Below are 18,869 nucleotides of genomic sequence, written 5' to 3'. Positions count from 1 at the left end.
TGCGGGCGGTGGTGTGAGCAAGGCCACAGAGGGTGAGCGCGAGGGTGGACAGGTGGGCGACGAGGACCGGATGACCGGACCGGCCGGGGACGGCCGGCCCGACGATGGGGCCGACGGCGACGAGCCGGTGGAGGCCGAGTCCGAGATCTCCGTCCCGATGCAGCTGGAGCAGCTGATCCTGGACTCGGAGCGGCAGTACACGCCGTTCCAGGCGGCCCGCGCGGCGGGCGTGTCGATGGAGCTGGCCTCGCGGTTCTGGCGGGCCATGGGCTTTCGCCGACATCGGCCAGTCCCGGGCGCTGACCGACGCGGACGTGATCGCCCTGCGGCGGCTGGCCGGCCTGGTCGAGGCCGGACTGCTGAGCGAGCCGATGGCGATCCAGGTGGCCCGGTCCACCGGGCAGACCACGGCGCGGCTTGCCGAGTGGCAGATCGACACCTTCCTGGAGCACCTGACCTCGACCGACGAGCCCGGACTGACCCGCTCCGAGGTGGCGTACCCGCTGGTGGAGCTGCTGCTGCCGGAGCTCGAACAGTTTCTGGTCTATGTCTGGCGGCGTCAGTTGGCGGCGGTGACCGGGCGGGTGGTGCAGGCCGCCGAGGACGAGGACATGCAGAGCGGGCGGCTCGCCGTCGGCTTCGCCGACCTGGTCGGCTTCACCCGGCTCTCCCGCCGCCTTGAGGACGAGGAGCTGGGCGAGCTGGTCGAGAACTTCGAGATCACCTGCGCCGACATCGTGGCCGGGCGCGGCGGCCGGCTGGTGAAGACCCTCGGCGACGAGATCCTCTATGTCTCCGAGGACGCGGGCACGGCCGCCGAGATCGGGCTGGCCCTGGTGGAGACCCTGGGCAAGGACGACGCGATGCCCGCGCTGCGGGTCGGCATGGCCTTCGGCACGGTCACCACCCGGATGGGCGATGTCTTCGGCACCACCGTGAACCTGGCCAGCCGGCTGACCTCGATCGCCCCCAAGGACGCGGTGCTGGTGGACGGCGAGATGGCGGCGGCGCTGGAGCGGGAGGGCGCGGTCGCGCCGTCCGGCGCCGGCGGGCCGCTGGGGCTGTCGCCCGGCGCGGCCGACGCGCTGTCCGCGGTGGCCTCGGTGGGGATCGCCCCGGCGGCCCGCCCGCCGGTGGTGGACGTGCCGGAGGCGTCGTACCGGTTCGGGCTGCAGCCGATGTGGCGGCGGCCGGTGCGTGGGCTCGGGCTGGTCGAGCCCTGGCTGCTGAGCCGCAGGTCCGGATACACCGGCGGCTGAGCTTCCGGGGGCCGGGCTTCCGGCGGGCTGGGCTTCCGGCGGTATGTCGGAAATGTACCTACGCTGATGACTGACGGTCACGCGGGTGGGCCGCAGGAAGGCGGCCAGGGGTGAGCGGCATGGGCGGCGCGGACGCGCGGTTGCGGGCGGTGGTCGGACTCGCCCAGGCGATGTCCGCCGCACAGACCCGGATCGAGGCGGTGCAGGTCGCGGCCCAGCGGGCGCGGGAGGCACTGGATGCCGACATGGGGGCGGTCTCGGTCTGGGAGCGGGACACCGGCCGGCTCCGGGTGCTGGTCAACAACGGCCTGCTCGCGGCCGGCGAGGAGGAACTGCCCGAGGACGAGTCCTACGCCCTGGCCGAATACCCGGAGATCGCCCGGTTCCTGGCCCAGAAGGGCCTGGGCGAGGGCGAGCCCTGGACCGTGGACGGCCTGCCCCGGGCCTGGGCCCAGAGCGTGGACGACAACCCCGACGGCCCCGCCTGCCGGGAGCGCGCGGCCTCGCTGCGCCGCCGCGGCCGGGGCTGCTGCCTGGTCGCGCCGATCCTGCTGCGCGGCCGCGCCTGGGGTGAGCTCTACCTGGCCCGCAAGGCCGGTGCGCCGGTGTTCAGCGACGAGGACGCCGGCTTCGCCACGGTGCTCGCCGCGCAGATCTCGGCCGGGCTGGCGCAGAGCGAGGAGCTGGAGGAGGTGCGCCGGCTGGCCTTCACCGACGCGCTGACCGGGCTGGCCAACCGGCGGGCGATCGACGCCAAGCTGGACACCGCGCTGGAGGCGCACCGGGTGGACGGGACGGTGGTGTCGCTGGTGGTCTGCGACGTCAACGGGCTGAAGCGGGTCAATGACGAGAAGGGCCACGAGGTGGGCGACCGGCTGCTGGCGCAGTTCGCCGACCAGCTGTCGATGTGCGGGGCGATGCTGCCCGGCAGTGTCGTCGGACGGCTCGGCGGCGACGAGTTCTGCCTGGTCGCCGAGGGGGTGTCGGCGGACGAGGTGGTCCGGGTCGCCGAGGAGCTCTGCGCCCAGGCGCTGACGCTGGATCAGGGCGAGGGCGTCGCCTGCGGGGTGGCCTCGACCGGGGATCCGATCGGCCCGGTGACCACGGCGGACCGGCTGTTCCGGCTGGCGGACGCGGCGCAGTACCGGGCCAAGGCGGGCCAGGCCGCGCATCCGGTGGTGGCCGGGCGGGGGCAGGCGCCGGACCCGACCGTGCGGCTGGCGGAGGTCGCGGCCGAGGGCCGGATCGTCGAGGGCGGGGGGCGGAAGAACGAGCGGCGGCGGTTCCGCGGGGCCCGTTACAGCGCGGATCCCGGACTGCTGCTCTCGGCTGTGATCGGTGCTCTCGATGATGAGCAGCCGGCCCGCCGGGTCCACCCCGGCGACAGCCTCGGCCGACTGGAGGTGGTCGCCGAGACCGCGGCCCGGCTGCTGGACGCCGTCGCCTGGTGGATCTCCTACGTCCCGCCCGGCACCGCGCAGATGCGCACCGCCCACTACGGCGTCCGCCGGATGACCCGCGGCCCCGGCAGCATCAGGGCCCAGGTCCAGCGGGCCATCAACGAGGCCCCCGACGCGGTCTTCGACCTGCGCTCCTACCCGCTCACCGCGCAGGCGGTGCGCGGTGGCGCCTTCAGCATGCGGGTGGGCGTCCCCGGCAACGACCCGGCCGAGGAGGCGGTGCTGCTGGTCGGCGGCTACCGCTCGGTCCTCGCCGCCGGCGGCCACAACCCGGCCGGCGGCTGGCTGATCGAACTCTTCGCCGACGACTCGACGCTGCCCTTCGCCGCCCTCGGCCCCGCCCTGCGGGCCCTGGTCGCAGTCGCCCTGTCCGGCCCGGCCTCCCCGCCGGCCTGAGCGCACCGAGGTTGGGGCTCAGTCGGCCACAGTGATCCGCTCGGCCGCGCTGTAGACGTTGGCGCTGCGGTCGCGGAGGAAGCCGACCAGGGTCAGCCCCAGGTCGGTGGCGAGGTCCACGGCGAGCGAGGACGGGGCCGAGACCGCGGCCAGCAGCGGGATCCCGGCCATCGCCGCCTTCTGGGTCAGTTCGAACGAGGCCCGGCCGCTGACCATCAGCAGATGGCCGTGCAGCGGCAGTCGGCCCTCCCGCAGCGCCCAGCCGACCACCTTGTCCACGGCGTTGTGCCGGCCCACGTCCTCGCGCAGGCAGAGCAGTTCGCCGTCGGCGGTGAACAGCCCGGCGGCGTGCAGCCCGCCGGTGGAGTCGAAGACCTTCTGCTGGGCCCGCAGGGCGTCCGGCAGGCCGTAGAGGGTGTCGGCGGATATCCGCAGGCCGTCGGCGGTGAGGTCGTGCGGGACCCGGCTGCGGATGGACTCGATGGTCTCCCGCCCGCAGATGCCGCAGGCGCTGGAGGTCAGTAGATTGCGGTGCAGCGAGACCGGGACCGCGGCCGGGCCGGCGAGCGCGGCGTCGATCACGTTGTAGGTGTTCTGCCCGTCCGCGTCCGTCCCGGCGCAGTAGCGCAGGGCTCGGAGGTCGTCCGGTCCTGCCGCCAGGCCCTCGCTCACCAGGAAGCCGGCCACCAGGTCGAAGTCATGGCCGGGGGTGCGCATGGTGACGGTCAGCGCCTCGCCGCCGATCCGGATCTCCAGCGGCTCCTCGGCCGCGAGCGAGTCCGGCCGGACGGTGCTCTTCTGGTCCTGGAGCCGCACCACACGGCGGCGTGTCGTCGTTCGTCCCATGCAGCCCACGGTATCTGGCCTGGCCTGGTTGTCATATTGCCATTCACCTGCTGTGATAATGCATATGGATATGCACAACGTGGTGAACCAGCCGGTCGACAAGGTTGTCGTCGGCAAGGCGGATGTCTCTCCGGCGGATGTCATCGCCGTCGCCCGGGGCAACGCCCGGATCGAGATCTCCGGCGACGCGCTCGCCGAGATGGCGGGCTCCCGGGCCCGTATCGACGCGCTGGCCGCCGAGCCCCGGCCCGTCTACGGGGTCTCCACCGGCTTCGGCGCCCTCGCCGTCCGCCACATCGACCGGCCGCTCCGGGCCCAGCTGCAGCGCTCGCTGGTCCGCTCGCACGCCGCCGGGATGGGCCCGCAGGTCGAGCGCGAGGTCACCCGCGCGCTGATGTTCCTGCGGCTGAAGACCCTCGCCTCCGGACGCACCGGGGTCCGCCCGCTGGTGGCCGAGACCATGGCCGCGATCCTCAACGCCGAGATCACCCCGGTGGTCCGCGAGTACGGCTCGCTCGGCTGCTCCGGCGACCTCGCCCCGCTGTCGCACTGTGCGCTCACCCTGATGGGCGAGGGCCTGGCCTACGGTCCGGACGGCGAGATCCGCCCGGCCGGCGAACTGCTCGGCGAGGCCGGGATCACCCCGGTCGAGCTGGCCGAGAAGGAGGGCCTGGCCCTCATCAACGGCACCGACGGCATGCTCGGCATGCTGCTGATGGCCATCGCCGACCTGGCCCGGCTGTTCACCACCGCCGACATCACCGCGGCGATGTCGCTGGAGGCGCTGCTCGGCACCGAGAAGGTGCTGCTGCCCGAGCTGCAGGCGATCCGGCCGCACCCGGGCCAGGCCGCCAGCGCCGCCAACATGCTCCGGGTGCTGGGCGGTTCCGGCCTCACCGGCCACCACCAGGACGATGCCCCGCGGGTCCAGGACGCCTACTCGGTCCGCTGCGCCCCGCAGGTGGCCGGCGCCGGCCGGGACACGCTGACCCACGCCGCCCTGGTCGCCGAGCGCGAGCTGGCCGCCGCCGTGGACAACCCGGTGGTGCTGCCGGACGGCCGGGTCGAGTCCAACGGCAACTTCCACGGCGCCCCGGTGGCCTATGTGCTGGACTTCCTCGCCATCGCCGCCGCCGACCTGGGCTCCATCGCCGAGCGCCGCACCGACCGGCTGCTCGACAAGAACCGCTCGCACGGCCTGCCGCCGTTCCTCGCCGACGACCCGGGCCTGGACTCGGGCCTGATGATCGCCCAGTACACCCAGGCGGCGCTGGTCAGCGAGAACAAGCGGCTCGCCGTCCCGGCCTCGGTGGACTCGATCCCGTCCTCGGCGATGCAGGAGGACCACGTCTCGATGGGCTGGTCCGCCGCGCGCAAGCTGCGTCAGTCGGTGGACAACCTGGCCCGGATCCTGGCCGTGGAGCTGACCGCCTCGGCCCGCGCCCTGGAGATCCGCGCCAACCAGCAGGGCGCCGGTGGCGGCACCGGACCGCTGGCCCCGGCCACCGCCGCCGCGGTCGCCGCGGCTCGCGCGGCGGGCGTCGGCGGCCCGGGCACCGACCGCTTCCTGTCTCCGGACCTGGACGCGGCCGAGGCCTTCGTGGCCGGCGGCGGCCTGGTCGCGGCGGTCGAAGCGGTGACCGGCCGGCTGGCCTGAGCCTGCGTCAGCCTGAGGCGGCGTCAGCGGGCGTCAGTGGCGTGGTGACGACTGGTCAGTCCCAGTCGTCACCACGCCGCTCCGACCGCTGCTCCTGCCGCTGGCTGCGCAGCTGGACGAAGTTGAGGCCGACGATCCCGCCCCAGGCGATGACCAGCCCCGGCAGATGCCCCAGGCTGGCGCCGATCGCCGACAGCGGCACCGCCAGCACCAGCGACAGGTACTGGAAGGCGTTCGCCGACCGTCCGCCCCGCTGCTGCTGTTGCCGCTGCTCGACCGGGTTCACCCCCAGCTCGCGGCGCACCCGTACCGCGATCTGGGCGTCGATCCGCTGGTCCAGACGCTGCAGAAAGCCGTCCAGAATCTCGTTCTCGTAGTCGGGGCCGAGTTCCTGTGCGGTGAGGACCGCGGCCCGAAGGTCCTTCTTGGTCTCGCTCTCGCCAGTCTGCATGGCTACGAGACTAGGGAGCCGGAGGCCTGCTGAGACCCCTTCTCAGGGTCAAGTCAGGGAAAGGTCAGGGCCGTCCGGCTGTCAAGACGGCACTTGCCGACTCTGCATGGAGTCATGCAGAGTCAACGCAGAGTGAATGTCAGGTCCACTGTTCAGTGGAGCCTCATGAGGGTCCCAGTAGGGCTCGGAAGAGCCGAGGAGGGGAGTGCGATGCCCACCACACCGCCACTCACCGAGACGGATGCGATCGCGCCGGGCCCCTCCGGCAGGCTGCTCCGGCTGTTCGACGGGCACCGGCTGACGCCCACCCAGCGGCGTATCGCGCACAGCCTGGTGCGCAACGCCGCCGAGGCGCCGTTCCTGTCGAGCGTGGAGGTCGCCGAGCTGGCGGGGGTCAGCCAGCCCTCGGTCACCCGCTTCGCGGTCGCCCTCGGCTTCGACGGCTACCCGGCCCTGCGCCGGCAGCTGCGTGAACTCGGCCTGGGCGACCCGGAGACGGTCGACGCCCGCCGCGAGACCCAGCAGGACGTGGTCCGCAACGAGCAGCAGCAGGCGGTGCTCACCGAGATCGCCAACCTGCAGCACCTGGCCTCGGTGCTGGCCGACCCGGAACCGGTGCTGCGGGCGGCCAGGCTGCTGGCGGCCTCGCGTCCGCTGCTGGTCCTGGGGCTGCGGGCGGGGGCGGCGCAGGCGCACGGCTTCGCCTACTTCGCGGCGAAGGTGCACCCGGACGTCCGGCTGCTGAACGAGGGCGGCAGCATGCTGCTGGACCGGATCGAGCAGGCGGCGCAGGCGGGCGCGACCACGCTGATCTGCTTCGCCCTGCCCCGGCACCCGCGCGAGCTGCTGGACGCGCTGACCGCCGCCAAGCGGGCCGGACTGACCGTGGTCACCGTGGCGGACAGCGCGTTCGCCCCGGTCGCGGGGCTGACCGACCTGATGCTCCCGGCCGCGGTGGGCTCCAGCCTGATCTTCGACACCGCCTGCGCGCCGATGATGCTGGGCCGGGTGCTGCTCCAGGCGATGTGCGACGAGCTGCCGGGGGCGGTGTCCCGACTGGAGGACTTCGAGCAGGCGGCGTCGGCGCGGGGCCTCTTCGTCGGCTGAGCCGGTCGTGCGGGCTTTCAGGCAATCCTCACTCTTTCGCGCTATCGTCCCGCCCAATCGTGACGGTTCGGCAGGGTGGGAGGGTTCCGATGCGCGGTACATATGCGCTGGCACGTGTGGTGGTCATCCGTGGGGCGGTGGCGCGCACGCTGCTGTGGATCGGCCTGGTCGGTGCGGTGGCGGGGCTGATCATCCCCAGCCTGACCGGCCGGCAGCGCGGGGTGGAGATCGGCGCGGCGGCAGGCGTCCTGTTCGTCCTGATCGGGCTGCTCCAGCGCTACCGCTGGTACGCCGGGCGGGCCCGGACGCTGGAGAAGGCCGCGTTCGCGGTCACCCTGGAACCCCCGGCGGAGACCAGGCACCGGCTGGCCCGGGGCCACTCGATCTGGCTGCTGGTCGGCATGTCGGCGACCTCCGCGCTCGGGGTGGCCGGCGGCCCCGCCGCCGGGATGGCGGTGTTCGGCTACGGCCTCGGACTGTTCCTGGCGACCCGGCTGCAGGCCCGCTGGGAGCACAAGCACGAGACCCTGGTCTGGGCCCGCACCGAGGACAGCCGGCTGCTCGGCCGCCGCAGCCGGATCGGCGCCTTCGCCGCGACCGGGCCCGCGGCCGGCCAGGTCCGCCGCCCGGTGGTCCGCGGCGCGGGAAGCGTGCGCCGGGCCTGACCGCAGCAGATCCGCAGATGAGAACCGTGCACCCCGGCGCAGACTCCGGGGTGCACGGTCGTTCTCGGGGGAGGGGCGTCAGCTCGCGAGCAGCTTGGCCTTCGCCGCAGTGAACTCCTCCGGCGTCAGCAGCCCCTGCTGCACCATCGTGCCGAGCTGAGCCAGCTTGGCGGTCAGGTCAGTGCCCCCTGCGGCGGCGGCCGGAGCCGCGGGCGGGTGGTAGTAGGCATTCGGAGCCGGGGGCTGCGGCGCCTGCCGGGCGGCCTCCAGGTCGGCGATCGCCTGGTCCTGGTCGGCGTCCTGCTGGGCGTTGCGCGCGGCATTCCGGCCCAGGCCGTAGGCCGCGCCGCCGAGGATCGCGCCGCGCAGCAGGGGGGCGCCCATCGGGCGGCGGACGATGACGGGTCGCATCGGTCGGAACATGACGGCTACATCCCTAACTAGCGTTGGCGAGCGCCTGGCGCGCTTCGGTGATGTGCTCCGGCGGGATCCGCACCGACGCGGCGACCCGGCCGCCCGCGCTGCGGAACGCCTCGGCGGCCTCGGTGGCCCAGACGTGCTCGACCAGGATCAGCAGCGCGCTGCTGCCGGGCTCCAGCAGCTCGGCGGCCTCGGCCGCGTCCTCCTCGCCCATCAGATTGATCGAGTCGGCATCCGTCGGCGCCCCCTTGAGCTGGTCGAGGTCGGCGAGTTCGGCGGCGCTGACGGTGCCGTCCGCGGCCTTGGTGACGACCAGGGTGTCGAGTACCCGGACGCCGCCGGACCTGCGCAGCGCGGCGAGGGGGGCGATGACGTCGGCGCCGATCTGCTCAGCCGGAAAGGCGAGCACCAGGAATTCCACAGGGCCCATGAGGCTCTCCTCTCGGTTCGGTGCTTGTCAGCATATGGTCTATATAGCAATGAAATGGACATAGCGGACTCTTTGACCCTGGTGCCGCCTCGCGTGATTGGATATCTTCAGAAGAGAAGCATCTGAATGGACCTATCCATCGAACCGGCCGGGAGAGTCATGACGCAGCACCAGAGCGGCCCGCGACCCGTACGCGCGGCCCGCGGCAACACCCTCAGCACCCAGGGGTGGCAGCAGGAGGCCGCCCTGCGGATGCTCATGAACAACCTCGACCCGGAGGTGGCCGAGCACCCCGACAAGCTCGTCGTCTACGGCGGCACCGGCAAGGCCGCCCGCGACTGGCGCTCCTTCGACGCCATGGTGCGCACCCTGCAGACGCTGAAGCAGGACGAGACCATGCTGGTCCAGTCGGGGCGTCCGGTCGGCGTGATGCAGACCCATGAGTGGGCCCCGCGGGTGCTGCTGGCCAACTCCAACCTGGTCGGCGACTGGGCCAACTGGGAGGAGTTCCGCCGCCTGGAGCACCTCGGCCTCACCATGTACGGGCAGATGACCGCCGGATCCTGGATCTACATCGGCACCCAGGGCATCCTCCAGGGCACCTACGAGACCTTCGCCGCCGTCGCCGCGAAGAAGTTCAACGGGACGCTGGCCGGGACGATCACCCTCACCGCCGGACTCGGCGGCATGGGCGGCGCCCAGCCGCTCGCGGTCACCATGAACGACGGCGTGGCCATCGTCATCGACTGCGACCAGTCCCGGATCACCCGCCGGATCGAGCACAAGTACCTGGACGTCGAGGCGACCAGCCTCAAGCACGCCCTGGAGCTCGCCGTCGAGGCTCGTGACCAGCGCAAGCCGCTCAGCATCGGACTGCTCGGCAACGCCGCCGAGCTGGTCCCGCAGCTGCTGGCGATGGACGCGCCGATCGACATCGTCACCGACCAGACCAGTGCCCACGACCCGCTGGCCTACCTCCCCATCGGCATGGACTTCCATGACATGGCGAGCTACGCCGCCGAGAAGCCGGCCGACTTCACCCTGCGTGCCCGCGAGGCGATGGCCAAGCACGTCGAGGCCATGGTCGGCTTCCAGGACAAGGGCGCCGAGGTCTTCGACTACGGCAACTCGATCCGCGGTGAGGCCCAACTGGCGGGCTACACCCGGGCGTTCGACTTCCCCGGCTTCGTTCCCGCCTATATCCGCCCGCTGTTCTGCGAGGGCAAGGGCCCGTTCCGCTGGGCGGCGCTGTCCGGCGACCCCAAGGACATCGCAGCCACCGACAAGGCCGTGCTGGACCTCTTCCCGGAGAACGAGTCGCTGCACCGCTGGATGAAGATGGCCGGCGAGCGGGTCCAGTTCCAGGGCCTGCCTGCCCGGATCTGCTGGCTCGGCTACGGCGAGCGCGACAAGGCCGGCGAGCGCTTCAATGAGATGGTCGCCGACGGCACCGTCTCCGCACCGCTGGTGATCGGCCGGGACCACCTCGACTGCGGCTCGGTCGCCTCCCCGTACCGCGAGACCGAGGCCATGCTGGACGGCTCGGACGCGATCGCGGACTGGCCGCTGCTCAACGCCATGGTCAACGTCGCCTCGGGCGCGTCCTGGGTCTCCATCCACCACGGCGGCGGCGTCGGCATCGGCCGTTCGATCCACGCTGGTCAGGTCACCGTCGCCGACGGCACCAAGCTCGCCGGTGAGAAGATCCGCCGGGTGCTCACCAACGACCCCGGCATGGGTGTGATCCGGCACGTGGACGCCGGCTATGACATCGCCGAGACCACCGCCGACGAGCGCGGCGTTCGTATCCCGATGCGCGAGGGCGAGTAACCACCATGAGTGCGATCGAGGAGCAGCTCGGGTCCGCTGCCGACGCCCACCGCCGGATGTGGTCCGAGCTGCTCCCGGTCGGACGCTTCGACGCGTCCGGCGGGTACCGGCGGCACGCCTGGACGACCGCCGACGCGGAGTGCCGGGCGTGGTTCGAACAGCAGGCCGCAGATCGCGGCCTGACCTACGAGCTGGACCGCAATGGCAACCAGTGGGCCTGGTACGGCGATCCGCAGGCGGACGGGGCCATCGTCACCGGCTCGCACCTGGACTCGGTCCCGGACGGCGGCGCCTTCGACGGCCCGCTGGGCGTGGTCTCGTCCTTCGCCGCGCTGGACGCCCTGCGCGAGCGCGGCTTCCGGCCGGTCCGCCCGCTGGCGATCACCAACTTCGTGGACGAGGAGGGCGCCCGCTTCGGCGTCGCCTGCGTGGGATCCCGGCTCACCGCCGGGGTTCTGACGAAGGATCAGGCGTTCGAGCTGCGGGACGCCGCCGGCACCCGGCTGCCGGACGCGATGGAGGCGGCCGGACAGGATCCGTCCGGCCTGGGCAAGGACAGCGAACGGCTCTCCCGGGTCGCCGCCTATGTGGAACTGCATGTGGAGCAGGGCCGGTTCCTCGCCGAGACGCCCCATTCCGTCGGCGTGGCCTCGGCGATCTGGCCGCACGGCCGCTGGCGCTTCGACTTCCACGGCGAGGCCAACCACGCCGGCACCACCCGGCTCGAGGACCGCCGCGACCCGATGCTGACCTACGCCAACACCGTGCTCGCGGCCCGGAAGAAGGCCAGGCTGCACGGCGCCCTGGCCACCTTCGGCAAGGTCAGTGTGGAGCCCAACGGCACCAATGCCATCGCCTCGCTGGTGCGCGGCTGGCTGGACTCGCGGGCGGCCGACGAGGCCACGCTGACGGCGCTGGTCGAGGAGATCACGCTCGCGGCCACCGAGCGGGCCGAGCGGGACGGGGTCAGGGCCGAGATCGTCCGCGAGTCCTACACCCCGGTCGTCGACTTCGACGTGCTGCTCCGGGACCGGCTCGCGGCCGTGTTCGGCGCCGGCACCCCGGTGCTGCCGACCGGTGCGGGCCATGACGCGGGCATCCTGTCCTCGGTCATTCCCACCGCGATGCTGTTCGTCCGCAACCCGACCGGTGTCTCGCACTCCCCGAGCGAGTTCGCGGGCGAGGCCGACTGCCTGGCGGGTACCGCGGCGCTCGCCGACGTCCTGGAGGACCTCACATGCCGGTAACCCGCTACTGGGCCCCGTATGCCTGGCTGGACCCGGTGGTGGAGGCCGAGGTCCTGATCACCGTGACCGAGGACGGCCGGATCGGCTCGGTCACCCCGGACAGCGGCCCGGCCCCGGCCGGGGCGACGGTGCTGACCGGGCTGGCCCTGCCCGGGATGGCCAACGCCCACTCGCACGCCTTCCACCGGGCGCTGCGCGGCACCGTCCAGGTCGGCAGCGGGACCTTCTGGACCTGGCGCGACATGATGTACCGCACCGCCGAGGCGCTCGACCCGGACAGCTATCTCGCCCTGGCCACCGCGGTGTACGCGGAGATGGCGCTGGCCGGGATCACCGCCGTCGGCGAGTTCCACTACCTGCACCACGGGCCCGGCGGCGTGCCCTACGCGGACCCCAATGCGATGGGGGAGGCCCTGGTCGAGGCCGCGTCCCGGGCCGGGATCCGGATCACCCTGCTGGACGCCTGCTACCTCTCCTCCGGCTTCGGCGAGGCCCCGAACCGGCACCAGCGGCGCTTCAGCGACGGTGACGCGGAGGCCTGGGCGGAGCGGGTCGGCGCGCTGCGACCCCGCCCGCACGCCCGGCTGGGCGCGGCGATCCACTCGGTCCGGGCGGTGCCCGCCGACCAGCTCGCCACCGTCGCCGACTGGGCCGCCGAACGGCAGGCCCCGCTGCACGTCCACCTGTCCGAGCAGACCGCCGAGAACGACGCCTGCCAGCTCGCGCACGGTGTGACGCCCACTCAACTGCTGGCAGAGCACGGCGCGTTGGGGCCGCGTACCTCCGCCGTGCACGCCACCCATCTGACCGACCCGGACATCAAACTGCTCAGCGGCTCGGCCACGGTGATCTGCATGTGCCCGACCACCGAACGCGACCTCGCCGACGGCATCGGCCCGGCCCGGCGGCTGGCCACGGCCGGCAGCCCGATCTCGCTGGGCAGCGACAGCCACGCGATCATCGACCCGTTCGAGGAGGCCAGGGCGCTGGAGCTGAACGAGCGGCTGGCCACCCACCAGCGCGGCCACTGGACCGCCGCCGCGCTGCTGCGCGCCGCCACCGAGGACGGCCACGCTTCGCTGGGCTGGCCCGAGGCGGGCCGGCTGGCGCCGGGCGCGCTCGCCGACTTCTGCACCATCGCCCTGGACACCCCCCGCACGGCCGGCCCCGAACCCCGCCTCGGCGCCGAGACTGCGGTCTTCGCGGCGACCTCGGCCGACGTACGGGACGTGGTGGTCGGCGGCCGGGTGGTGGTCCGCGACGGGGTGCACCAGACCGTCCCCGAGGTGGGCCCGGCGCTCGCCCGAGCCATCTCCGTCGTGAGGAACACCCGCCCATGAGCAGCACCCTGATCACCGGTATCGGCAGCCTGGTCAGCAACGACCCCGAGCTCGGCACCGGCCCGCTGGGCCTGCTCGCCGACGCCGCCGTGGTGGTCGAGGGGAACCGGATCGCCTGGGTCGGCCCGGCCGCCGCCGCACCCACCGGGACCGACCAGGTGGTGGACGCGGCCGGACGGGCCGTCGTCCCCGGTTTTGTCGACTCGCACTCCCATCTGGTCTTCGCCGGGGACCGCACCGCGGAGTTCAACGCCCGGATGTCGGGCCAGGCCTACACCGCGGGCGGCATCCGGACCACCGTCGCGGCGACCCGCGCCGCGACCGACGCCGAGCTGGACGCGAATGTGGCCCGCTACGTCCGGGAGGCGCTGCGGCAGGGCACCACGGTGATCGAGTGCAAGTCCGGCTACGGCCTCACCGTCGAGGACGAGGCCCGCGCCCTGCGGATCGCCGGCCGGCACACCGACGAGGTCACCTATCTCGGCGCCCACGTGGTGGCCCCCGAGTTCACCGAGGACCCGGCCGGCTATGTCGACCTGGTGACCGGACCGATGCTCGACGCCTGCGCCCCGCACGCCCGCTGGGTGGACGTCTTCTGCGAACGCGGCGCCTTCGACGGGGAGCAGGCCCGGGCGATCCTGCTGGCCGGCGCGGCCAAGGGTCTGATTCCCCGGATCCACGCCAACCAGTTGACCGAGGGCCCCGGCGTGCAGCTGGCGGTGGAGCTGGGCGCGGCCTCGGCGGACCACTGCACCCATCTGACCGACGCCGACGTCGACGCCCTGGCCGCGGCCTCGGCCACCACCGTGGCGACGCTGCTGCCCGGCGCGGAGTTCTCCACCCGCGCCCGCTACCCGGACGCGCGCCGACTGCTGGACGCGGGGGCGACGGTGGCCCTCTCCACCGACTGCAACCCCGGTTCCAGTTTCACCAGTTCGGTCCCGTTCTGCATCGCGGTCGCGGTGCGGGAGATGGGGATGACTCCGGACGAGGCGCTCTGGGCCGCGACGGCCGGCGGCGCGGCGGCGCTGCGGCGTACCGACGTCGGCCGGGTCACGATCGGGGCGCGGGCGGACCTGGTTCTGCTGGACGCTCCGTCCCACGTCCACCTCGCCTACCGGCCGGGAGTCCCGCTGGTGGCGGCCGTGTGGGCGGCCGGGGTCCGCGCGGTCTGACGCAGAGCGTCCGCCCCTTTGCCTTGACTTCTAAATCTGACGGGTCGTCAATAAGCGGCAGCACAAGACCGACCGCCCCGTCCACGGCTAGGAGAACAAGGGCGGTCGGCCCGCACGGCACCGTGGCGCCGATCACAGAATAGTCCTGGTGGACCTCGGCCGGGGAGGTCGGCCCCGCGGTGTTCGAGACGGCTGTCACGCAGCGGGCGTGGCGGTGGCCGTACGTCCACCGAAAGGGGCACCAGGATCGTGTCGCACTCCTCAGGTTCAGCACCTCCCGTCAGACCAGCACCCCGACGCCGCCGCGCGATCCGCGCCGCCGTCGTCGCGCTGCTGGTCGCGGCGGCGCCGCTCGGGCTCGCCGCGCAGGCGCAGGCGGCCAGCGTGGGCACCACGGTGTCCTTCGCCACCACCTGCACACCCGGCGTGGTCGCGGCCATCCACGGCACCACCAAGGCCGAGATCACCGTCGACAACCCGACGCCCAAGGCCGGTGACACGGTCACCGTCACCTATGACGTGATCCAGCCCGCCTCGGGCAACCCGACCGCGTCCGACCTCCCGGCGAACAGCATCCTGCCCAGCGGCACGGTGCTCCTCGGCGGCGGGCAGACCGGTTCGGTCGCGGTGACCGGCACCAGGACCAATGTCCCGGTCCCCGGCAACTCGCCGTTCCCCGCGTTCACCATGACCGGCACCTTCGTGGTCACCGGTTCCGGGGCGATCACCCTCAGCCCCGGCAACTACAACATCAACTCCAACTACATCATCACCCTCGACACCCCCTGCACCATCGACACCCCGCCCGCCGGGGTGTCCAACACCATCACCGCGGGCCCGGCGACGGTGCCCAACCCCCGTGCCATCACCGACAATCCCGGCTCGGGACCGGCCGGCACCGTGGTCACCGTGAAGGGCACCGGCTTCACCCCGAGCACGGGCGTGGTCGTGGCCGGCTTCAGCGGGCAGACCGCGACGGGTGACTCCGCCGTCGCCACCACCGACGGCAACGGCGCGTTCACCGCCCAGCTCACCGTCACCGCCGCGGCGACGACCGGGATCATCGCCTTCGAGGGGACGGCCTACGACCCTGCCAAGGCAGCCCCGCCGGTCCCCTTCAGCGTGACCGCCGTGGTTCCCCCGGGCGGGTCGGCGCAGACCCTGAACAGCTCGGTCAAGGGCGGCGACCTGACCATGACCCAGGCCGGTGACACCGTCAGCCTGAGCGCGGTGGACTTCGGCACCGGGGGCAACTCCACCGGTTCGCTCAACGCCGTCACCGTCAAGGACTACCGCGGCGGAGCCAGCGGCTGGTCGCTGACCGCCAGCAACACCAACTTCACCGGTCCCGGCGCCAGCACCATTCCGGCCGCCAGCCTCAGCTGGACCCCTGCCTGCAGCACCACCGCCGGCAGCCCCAGCACCTGTGTCCCCGGCTCGGCGGGCACCGTCGGCACGGCCGGCGCCACCCTGGCGAGCGCTCCCGCCGCGACCCTGGCCGGTGGCCAGTTCAGCGCGACGGCCGGCCTCTCGCTGGCCATCCCGGCGTTCACCGCGCCGGGCGACTACAGCTCCACGCTCACGCTGACCCTGGCCTGAGCCCAGGCCGGACCTGTGGTGGGCGGCGGCCCCGCGGCTGCCGCCCACCACGGGCCGCCACCCCGGGCGGGTTGCCGCCCTGGGTGCGCTGCCGCCCACCACCCCTGCGTCGTTGGAGGACCGCCGATGTACCGCCGAGCGCTGACATTCCTGCGGGTGCTGCTGGCCGCGCTGCTCGCCGTGGGCGCGCTCGCGCTCGGGGCCGGCCCGTCCACCGCCGCCGACAACGGCACCTGGTCGGTGTTCCCGCTGCCCTCGGCGCCGAACAGCAGGACGGTGACCCCGGACCGGCAGTACTTCTACCTGGAGGCCGCGCCCGGCGCGACCGTGCACGACAAGGTCTCCGTCGCCAACCTCTCCGACAAGCCGATGACCTTCCAGCTCTACGGCGCCGACGCCTACAACACCCCGCGCGACGGCGGCTTCGCGCTCCGCGCCGCCGACCAGAAGCAGACCGGCGTCGGAGCCTGGACCCACCTCGGCAGCAGCACCCTCACTGTGGCCCCGCACACCCGCACCGACGTCCCGTTCACCATCAAGGTCCCGGTCGGGGCCGAGCCGGGCGACCACCCCGGGGCCGTGGTCGCGCTGGACACCGCCGTCGAGGGGACCAGCACCAACGGCAATGTCGCGGTCGGCATCAAGCGGGCCGTCGGCGCCCGGATCTACCTGCGGGTCACCGGGCCCGCCGTGCCCGCCGTCAGCATCAAGGACGTGCGGATCGACCGCAGCGCGCCGCTGGTACCGGGCCTGGGCGGGTCCCGGGCGACCATCCACTACACCCTGCTCAACCAGGGCAATGTCACCATCCACCCCAAGCTCGCGCTCAAGGCCACCGGCTGGATCGGCGGAACGGTGCTCCGAACCGAGAGCACCGATCTCGGGGTGGACCTGCTGCCGGGACAGGAGGTGCAGCTGTCCGCGCCCTGGCCGCATCCGCCGCAGTTCGACCACGTCAGCCTCACCGTGTCGGTGAGCGGCACGGACGCCTCGGCGAGCGCGGGGCCGGGTTCCTGGCCGTGCCCTGGTTCCTGGTCGGGCTGGTGCTGCTGCTGATCGTCGCGCTGCTGCTGGCCCGGAAGCTGCGGGCCCGGCGCCGGCGGCCGCAGCCGGGCAGCGGCGGCGGCAGACGTGAGCGGGTCGGGGCGGCGGCATGAGGCTGCTGACACCGTCGGCGCCGCTGCCGTCGTTGACACCCTCGGTGCCGCTGACGCTGCGTCGGCTGCTCACGGTGTTGCTGCTGGCCCTGGCGCTGGGTACGGCGCTGCCGCTGGCCTCCGCACCGGCCCGGGCGGACGGGCACGGCACCGTGGCGGCCGCCCCGGGCACCGCCGCGCCGGGGGCGAAGACCACGGTCACCGGCAACGGCTGGCCCGCAGGGGCCCTGCTCACCGTGCTGCTCTGCGGGCAGAACGCGGTCAGCGGCACCGACAGCTGCGCCAACTCCACCGAACGGGCCGTCACCACCGCCCCCAACGGCAGCTTCACGGTACAGCTGCCGGTCGTCGCCCCGCCGAAGCCCTGCCCCTGCGTCATCCGCACCACCTCGGTGACCGGCGCCGACCTCACCGTGGACACGCCGTTCCCGGTGCTCGGCGTCGCCGATGTGCCGATCGTGCCGACCCCCGGCAAACTGCTCGCGCTCACCGCCGCACTCGACGGCGGCGACGGGTTGTTGAACTGGTTCGGCGCACCCGCGCACCGGGTGCTGCGGGTGCTGGTCGCCAACCTCGGCAGCACCGCGGTGACCAACCCGGTCTTCCGACTGGGCGTCTGGCACTCGGTGTTCGCGCCGGTCTGGCAGGACTACCAGTGGAGCGGGACGGTCGCCCCCGGGGTGCGGCAGGAGATCGACGTCCCGGTCGACCTCCCGTTCGCCGCGCACGGCCACTACTCGGTGGAGATGACCTATGCCGGACGGCAGTTGGCGACCCGTCAGCTGGACCTGGTGCGGCCCTGGGGCGTGCTGCCGTTCTGGGTGCTGCTGTATCTGCTGGTCCCGGTGGGGCTGTTCCGGACCGGCCTCTACCTGATCGACCTGCGGCGCCCGCGCGCGGTGCCCGCCGAGATCCTGCCGCCCACCCTCGATCTGCCCTGGTTCGCACCCGGCACCGTCCTGCTACCCGTCCAACCGACCTCCAGCAAAGGAACCTGAACCGTGCACCTGCACCGAAAGAGCTTCACCTGGGGACTGGTCCTGGCCGTGTCCGGAGCGACCGTCGTGCTCGGCGCCCAGCAGGCCGGGGCGGCGAACGTCAGCTACGCGACGATCTGCCATCCGCCCGCGGTGGCCAAACTCCCGGACATCAAGGGCACCACCACCGTCAGTCTCACCAGCTCCAACTCCTCGCCCAAGACCGGTGAGACGATCACCATCACCTGGGTGACCGTGAGCGCGGCCTCCGACAACCCCAATCTGGTCGACCTGCCGAAGAATGTGGTGCTGCCGACCGGGACGATCGCCATGGGCGGGGCGCAGACCGGCAAGCTCGCGGCGACCGGGACGCAGGTGAACCCGCCCACCCCGCGGAACTCACCGATGAAGCTGTCGAACATGACGGCGCGGGTGACGCTGACCAAGGTCGGCACGGTGACCTTCGCCCCGGGCCCGTACAACATCAAAGTCAACTACCTGCTGCCGACCACCACCACCTGCAAGCCGACGGGCACCCCGGCCGCGAGCCTGACCCTGACCGTGACCCAGGGCAGTGGCAGCACGGGTACCACCGGCACGACCGGGGGCACTACCGGGACTACCGGCACCACTGGGACTACGGGCACCACCGGCACCACTGGCACTACCGGCACTACCGGCACTACCGGAACCACTGGTACCGGAGACACCGGCGGCGACCTCGCCGCCACCGGTGGCGACAACTCGACCGTGCAGTCGCTCGGGCTGGCCGGCGGGACGGTGCTGCTGATCGGGGCGGCGGTGTTCGTGCTCACCCCCTGGCGCCGGCTGCGCCGCCCGGGCCCGCGCTGAC

Annotated in this window: 17 protein-coding genes and 1 pseudogene; 14 read left to right on the top strand and 4 right to left on the bottom strand. The window is 72.9% G+C overall.

Annotated elements, in window-relative coordinates; all coding sequences use genetic code 11:
* The first annotated feature begins 70 nt into the window (after positions 1-70).
* Positions 71-1,259, top strand: a pseudogene (locus ACXKR8_RS19335) (adenylate/guanylate cyclase domain-containing protein).
* A 119-nt stretch (positions 1,260-1,378) separates the two neighbouring features.
* Positions 1,379-3,115, top strand: a complete 1,737-nt coding sequence (locus tag ACXKR8_RS19330; protein ID WP_458275024.1) for a GGDEF domain-containing protein — start codon at positions 1,379-1,381, stop codon at positions 3,113-3,115.
* Positions 3,116-3,133: 18 nt separating this feature from the next.
* Here the strand turns inward: ACXKR8_RS19330 and fdhD are convergent, their stop codons facing one another.
* Positions 3,134-3,961, bottom strand: coding sequence for a formate dehydrogenase accessory sulfurtransferase FdhD (fdhD, locus tag ACXKR8_RS19325; protein WP_458274146.1), 828 nt, complete (start codon positions 3,959-3,961; stop codon positions 3,134-3,136).
* Between the two features lie 70 nt (positions 3,962-4,031).
* Between fdhD and hutH the strand changes: the two genes are divergently transcribed.
* Positions 4,032-5,618, top strand: coding sequence for a histidine ammonia-lyase (gene hutH, locus ACXKR8_RS19320; RefSeq protein WP_458275023.1), 1,587 nt, complete (start codon positions 4,032-4,034; stop codon positions 5,616-5,618).
* 55 nt (positions 5,619-5,673) lie between these two features.
* Here the strand turns inward: hutH and ACXKR8_RS19315 are convergent, their stop codons facing one another.
* Positions 5,674-6,069: a hypothetical protein gene (locus ACXKR8_RS19315; protein ID WP_458274145.1), complete on the bottom strand. Its 396-nt coding sequence runs from the start codon at positions 6,067-6,069 to the stop codon at positions 5,674-5,676.
* A 210-nt stretch (positions 6,070-6,279) separates the two neighbouring features.
* On the opposite strand from ACXKR8_RS19315, the gene ACXKR8_RS19310 reads away from it, so the two are divergent.
* Positions 6,280-7,176 (top strand): MurR/RpiR family transcriptional regulator, encoded by an 897-nt coding sequence (locus tag ACXKR8_RS19310; protein ID WP_458274144.1) that lies wholly within the window; start codon positions 6,280-6,282, stop codon positions 7,174-7,176.
* 89 nt (positions 7,177-7,265) lie between these two features.
* Complete coding sequence (locus ACXKR8_RS19305; RefSeq protein WP_458274143.1) at positions 7,266-7,841, top strand: hypothetical protein; 576 nt, start codon at positions 7,266-7,268, stop codon at positions 7,839-7,841.
* A gap of 78 nt (positions 7,842-7,919) precedes the next feature.
* On the opposite strand, the gene ACXKR8_RS19300 is transcribed toward ACXKR8_RS19305, so the two are convergent.
* Entirely contained in the window at positions 7,920-8,252 is a 333-nt protein-coding gene (locus tag ACXKR8_RS19300; protein WP_462100598.1) for an SHOCT domain-containing protein, read from the bottom strand.
* Between the two features lie 25 nt (positions 8,253-8,277).
* Positions 8,278-8,691 carry a DUF6325 family protein gene (locus ACXKR8_RS19295; protein WP_458274141.1) on the bottom strand — a complete coding sequence of 138 codons (414 nt, stop codon included), beginning with the start codon at positions 8,689-8,691 and terminating at the stop codon, positions 8,278-8,280.
* 159 nt (positions 8,692-8,850) lie between these two features.
* Here ACXKR8_RS19295 and hutU point away from each other — a divergent pair, with 159 nt between their 5' ends.
* From hutU to ACXKR8_RS19250, 9 genes are all read left to right on the top strand, one after another.
* Complete coding sequence (gene hutU / locus ACXKR8_RS19290; RefSeq protein WP_458274140.1) at positions 8,851-10,521, top strand: urocanate hydratase; 1,671 nt, start codon at positions 8,851-8,853, stop codon at positions 10,519-10,521.
* Positions 10,522-10,526: 5 nt separating this feature from the next.
* Positions 10,527-11,768, top strand: a complete 1,242-nt coding sequence (locus ACXKR8_RS19285) for an allantoate amidohydrolase (RefSeq protein WP_458274139.1) — start codon at positions 10,527-10,529, stop codon at positions 11,766-11,768.
* Entirely contained in the window at positions 11,759-13,108 is a 1,350-nt protein-coding gene (locus tag ACXKR8_RS19280) for a formimidoylglutamate deiminase (RefSeq protein WP_458274138.1), read from the top strand. Before ACXKR8_RS19285 ends, ACXKR8_RS19280 begins: the two co-directional genes overlap by 10 nt.
* Complete coding sequence (gene hutI / locus ACXKR8_RS19275) at positions 13,105-14,283, top strand: imidazolonepropionase (protein ID WP_458274137.1); 1,179 nt, start codon at positions 13,105-13,107, stop codon at positions 14,281-14,283. The genes ACXKR8_RS19280 and hutI overlap by 4 nt, the downstream gene beginning before the upstream one ends.
* A 249-nt stretch (positions 14,284-14,532) precedes the next feature.
* Positions 14,533-15,882, top strand: a complete 1,350-nt coding sequence (locus ACXKR8_RS19270; protein ID WP_458274136.1) for a WxL domain-containing protein — start codon at positions 14,533-14,535, stop codon at positions 15,880-15,882.
* 126 nt (positions 15,883-16,008) lie between these two features.
* Positions 16,009-16,938, top strand: coding sequence for a WxL protein peptidoglycan domain-containing protein (locus ACXKR8_RS19265; protein WP_462100597.1), 930 nt, complete (start codon positions 16,009-16,011; stop codon positions 16,936-16,938).
* Positions 16,902-17,039, top strand: a complete 138-nt coding sequence (locus ACXKR8_RS19260; protein WP_462100596.1) for a hypothetical protein — start codon at positions 16,902-16,904, stop codon at positions 17,037-17,039. The genes ACXKR8_RS19265 and ACXKR8_RS19260 overlap by 37 nt, the downstream gene beginning before the upstream one ends.
* The gene (locus tag ACXKR8_RS19255; RefSeq protein ID WP_458274134.1) at positions 17,036-18,037 is read left to right on the top strand and encodes a hypothetical protein; all 1,002 of its coding nucleotides are present in this window, start codon (positions 17,036-17,038) and stop codon (positions 18,035-18,037) included. The genes ACXKR8_RS19260 and ACXKR8_RS19255 overlap by 4 nt, the downstream gene beginning before the upstream one ends.
* Positions 18,038-18,040: 3 nt before the next feature.
* Positions 18,041-18,868 carry a hypothetical protein gene (locus tag ACXKR8_RS19250; protein WP_458274133.1) on the top strand — a complete coding sequence of 276 codons (828 nt, stop codon included), beginning with the start codon at positions 18,041-18,043 and terminating at the stop codon, positions 18,866-18,868.
* Position 18,869: the final 1 nt, after the last annotated feature.

It is taken from the genome of Streptacidiphilus sp. PAMC 29251, assembly GCF_054208735.2.
This window is presented reverse-complemented; position numbering and strand designations above follow the sequence as displayed.

Bases quoted from the DNA above. Each gene is read 5' to 3' on its own strand.
- hutI (WP_458274137.1), top strand. From the start codon at position 13,105: ATGAGCAGCACCCTGATCACCGGTATCGGCAGCCTGGTCAGCAACGAC.
- ACXKR8_RS19300 (WP_462100598.1), bottom strand. From the start codon at position 8,252: ATGCGACCCGTCATCGTCCGCCGCCCGATGGGCGCCCCCCTGCTGCGC.
- ACXKR8_RS19330 (WP_458275024.1), top strand. From the start codon at position 1,379: ATGGGCGGCGCGGACGCGCGGTTGCGGGCGGTGGTCGGACTCGCCCAG.
- ACXKR8_RS19255 (WP_458274134.1), top strand. From the start codon at position 17,036: ATGAGGCTGCTGACACCGTCGGCGCCGCTGCCGTCGTTGACACCCTCG.
- ACXKR8_RS19315 (WP_458274145.1), bottom strand. From the start codon at position 6,069: ATGCAGACTGGCGAGAGCGAGACCAAGAAGGACCTTCGGGCCGCGGTC.
- ACXKR8_RS19280 (WP_458274138.1), top strand. From the start codon at position 11,759: ATGCCGGTAACCCGCTACTGGGCCCCGTATGCCTGGCTGGACCCGGTG.
- ACXKR8_RS19305 (WP_458274143.1), top strand. From the start codon at position 7,266: ATGCGCGGTACATATGCGCTGGCACGTGTGGTGGTCATCCGTGGGGCG.
- fdhD (WP_458274146.1), bottom strand. From the start codon at position 3,961: ATGGGACGAACGACGACACGCCGCCGTGTGGTGCGGCTCCAGGACCAG.
- ACXKR8_RS19295 (WP_458274141.1), bottom strand. From the start codon at position 8,691: ATGGGCCCTGTGGAATTCCTGGTGCTCGCCTTTCCGGCTGAGCAGATC.
- ACXKR8_RS19310 (WP_458274144.1), top strand. From the start codon at position 6,280: ATGCCCACCACACCGCCACTCACCGAGACGGATGCGATCGCGCCGGGC.
- ACXKR8_RS19265 (WP_462100597.1), top strand. From the start codon at position 16,009: ATGTACCGCCGAGCGCTGACATTCCTGCGGGTGCTGCTGGCCGCGCTG.
- hutU (WP_458274140.1), top strand. From the start codon at position 8,851: ATGACGCAGCACCAGAGCGGCCCGCGACCCGTACGCGCGGCCCGCGGC.
- hutH (WP_458275023.1), top strand. From the start codon at position 4,032: ATGCACAACGTGGTGAACCAGCCGGTCGACAAGGTTGTCGTCGGCAAG.
- ACXKR8_RS19285 (WP_458274139.1), top strand. From the start codon at position 10,527: ATGAGTGCGATCGAGGAGCAGCTCGGGTCCGCTGCCGACGCCCACCGC.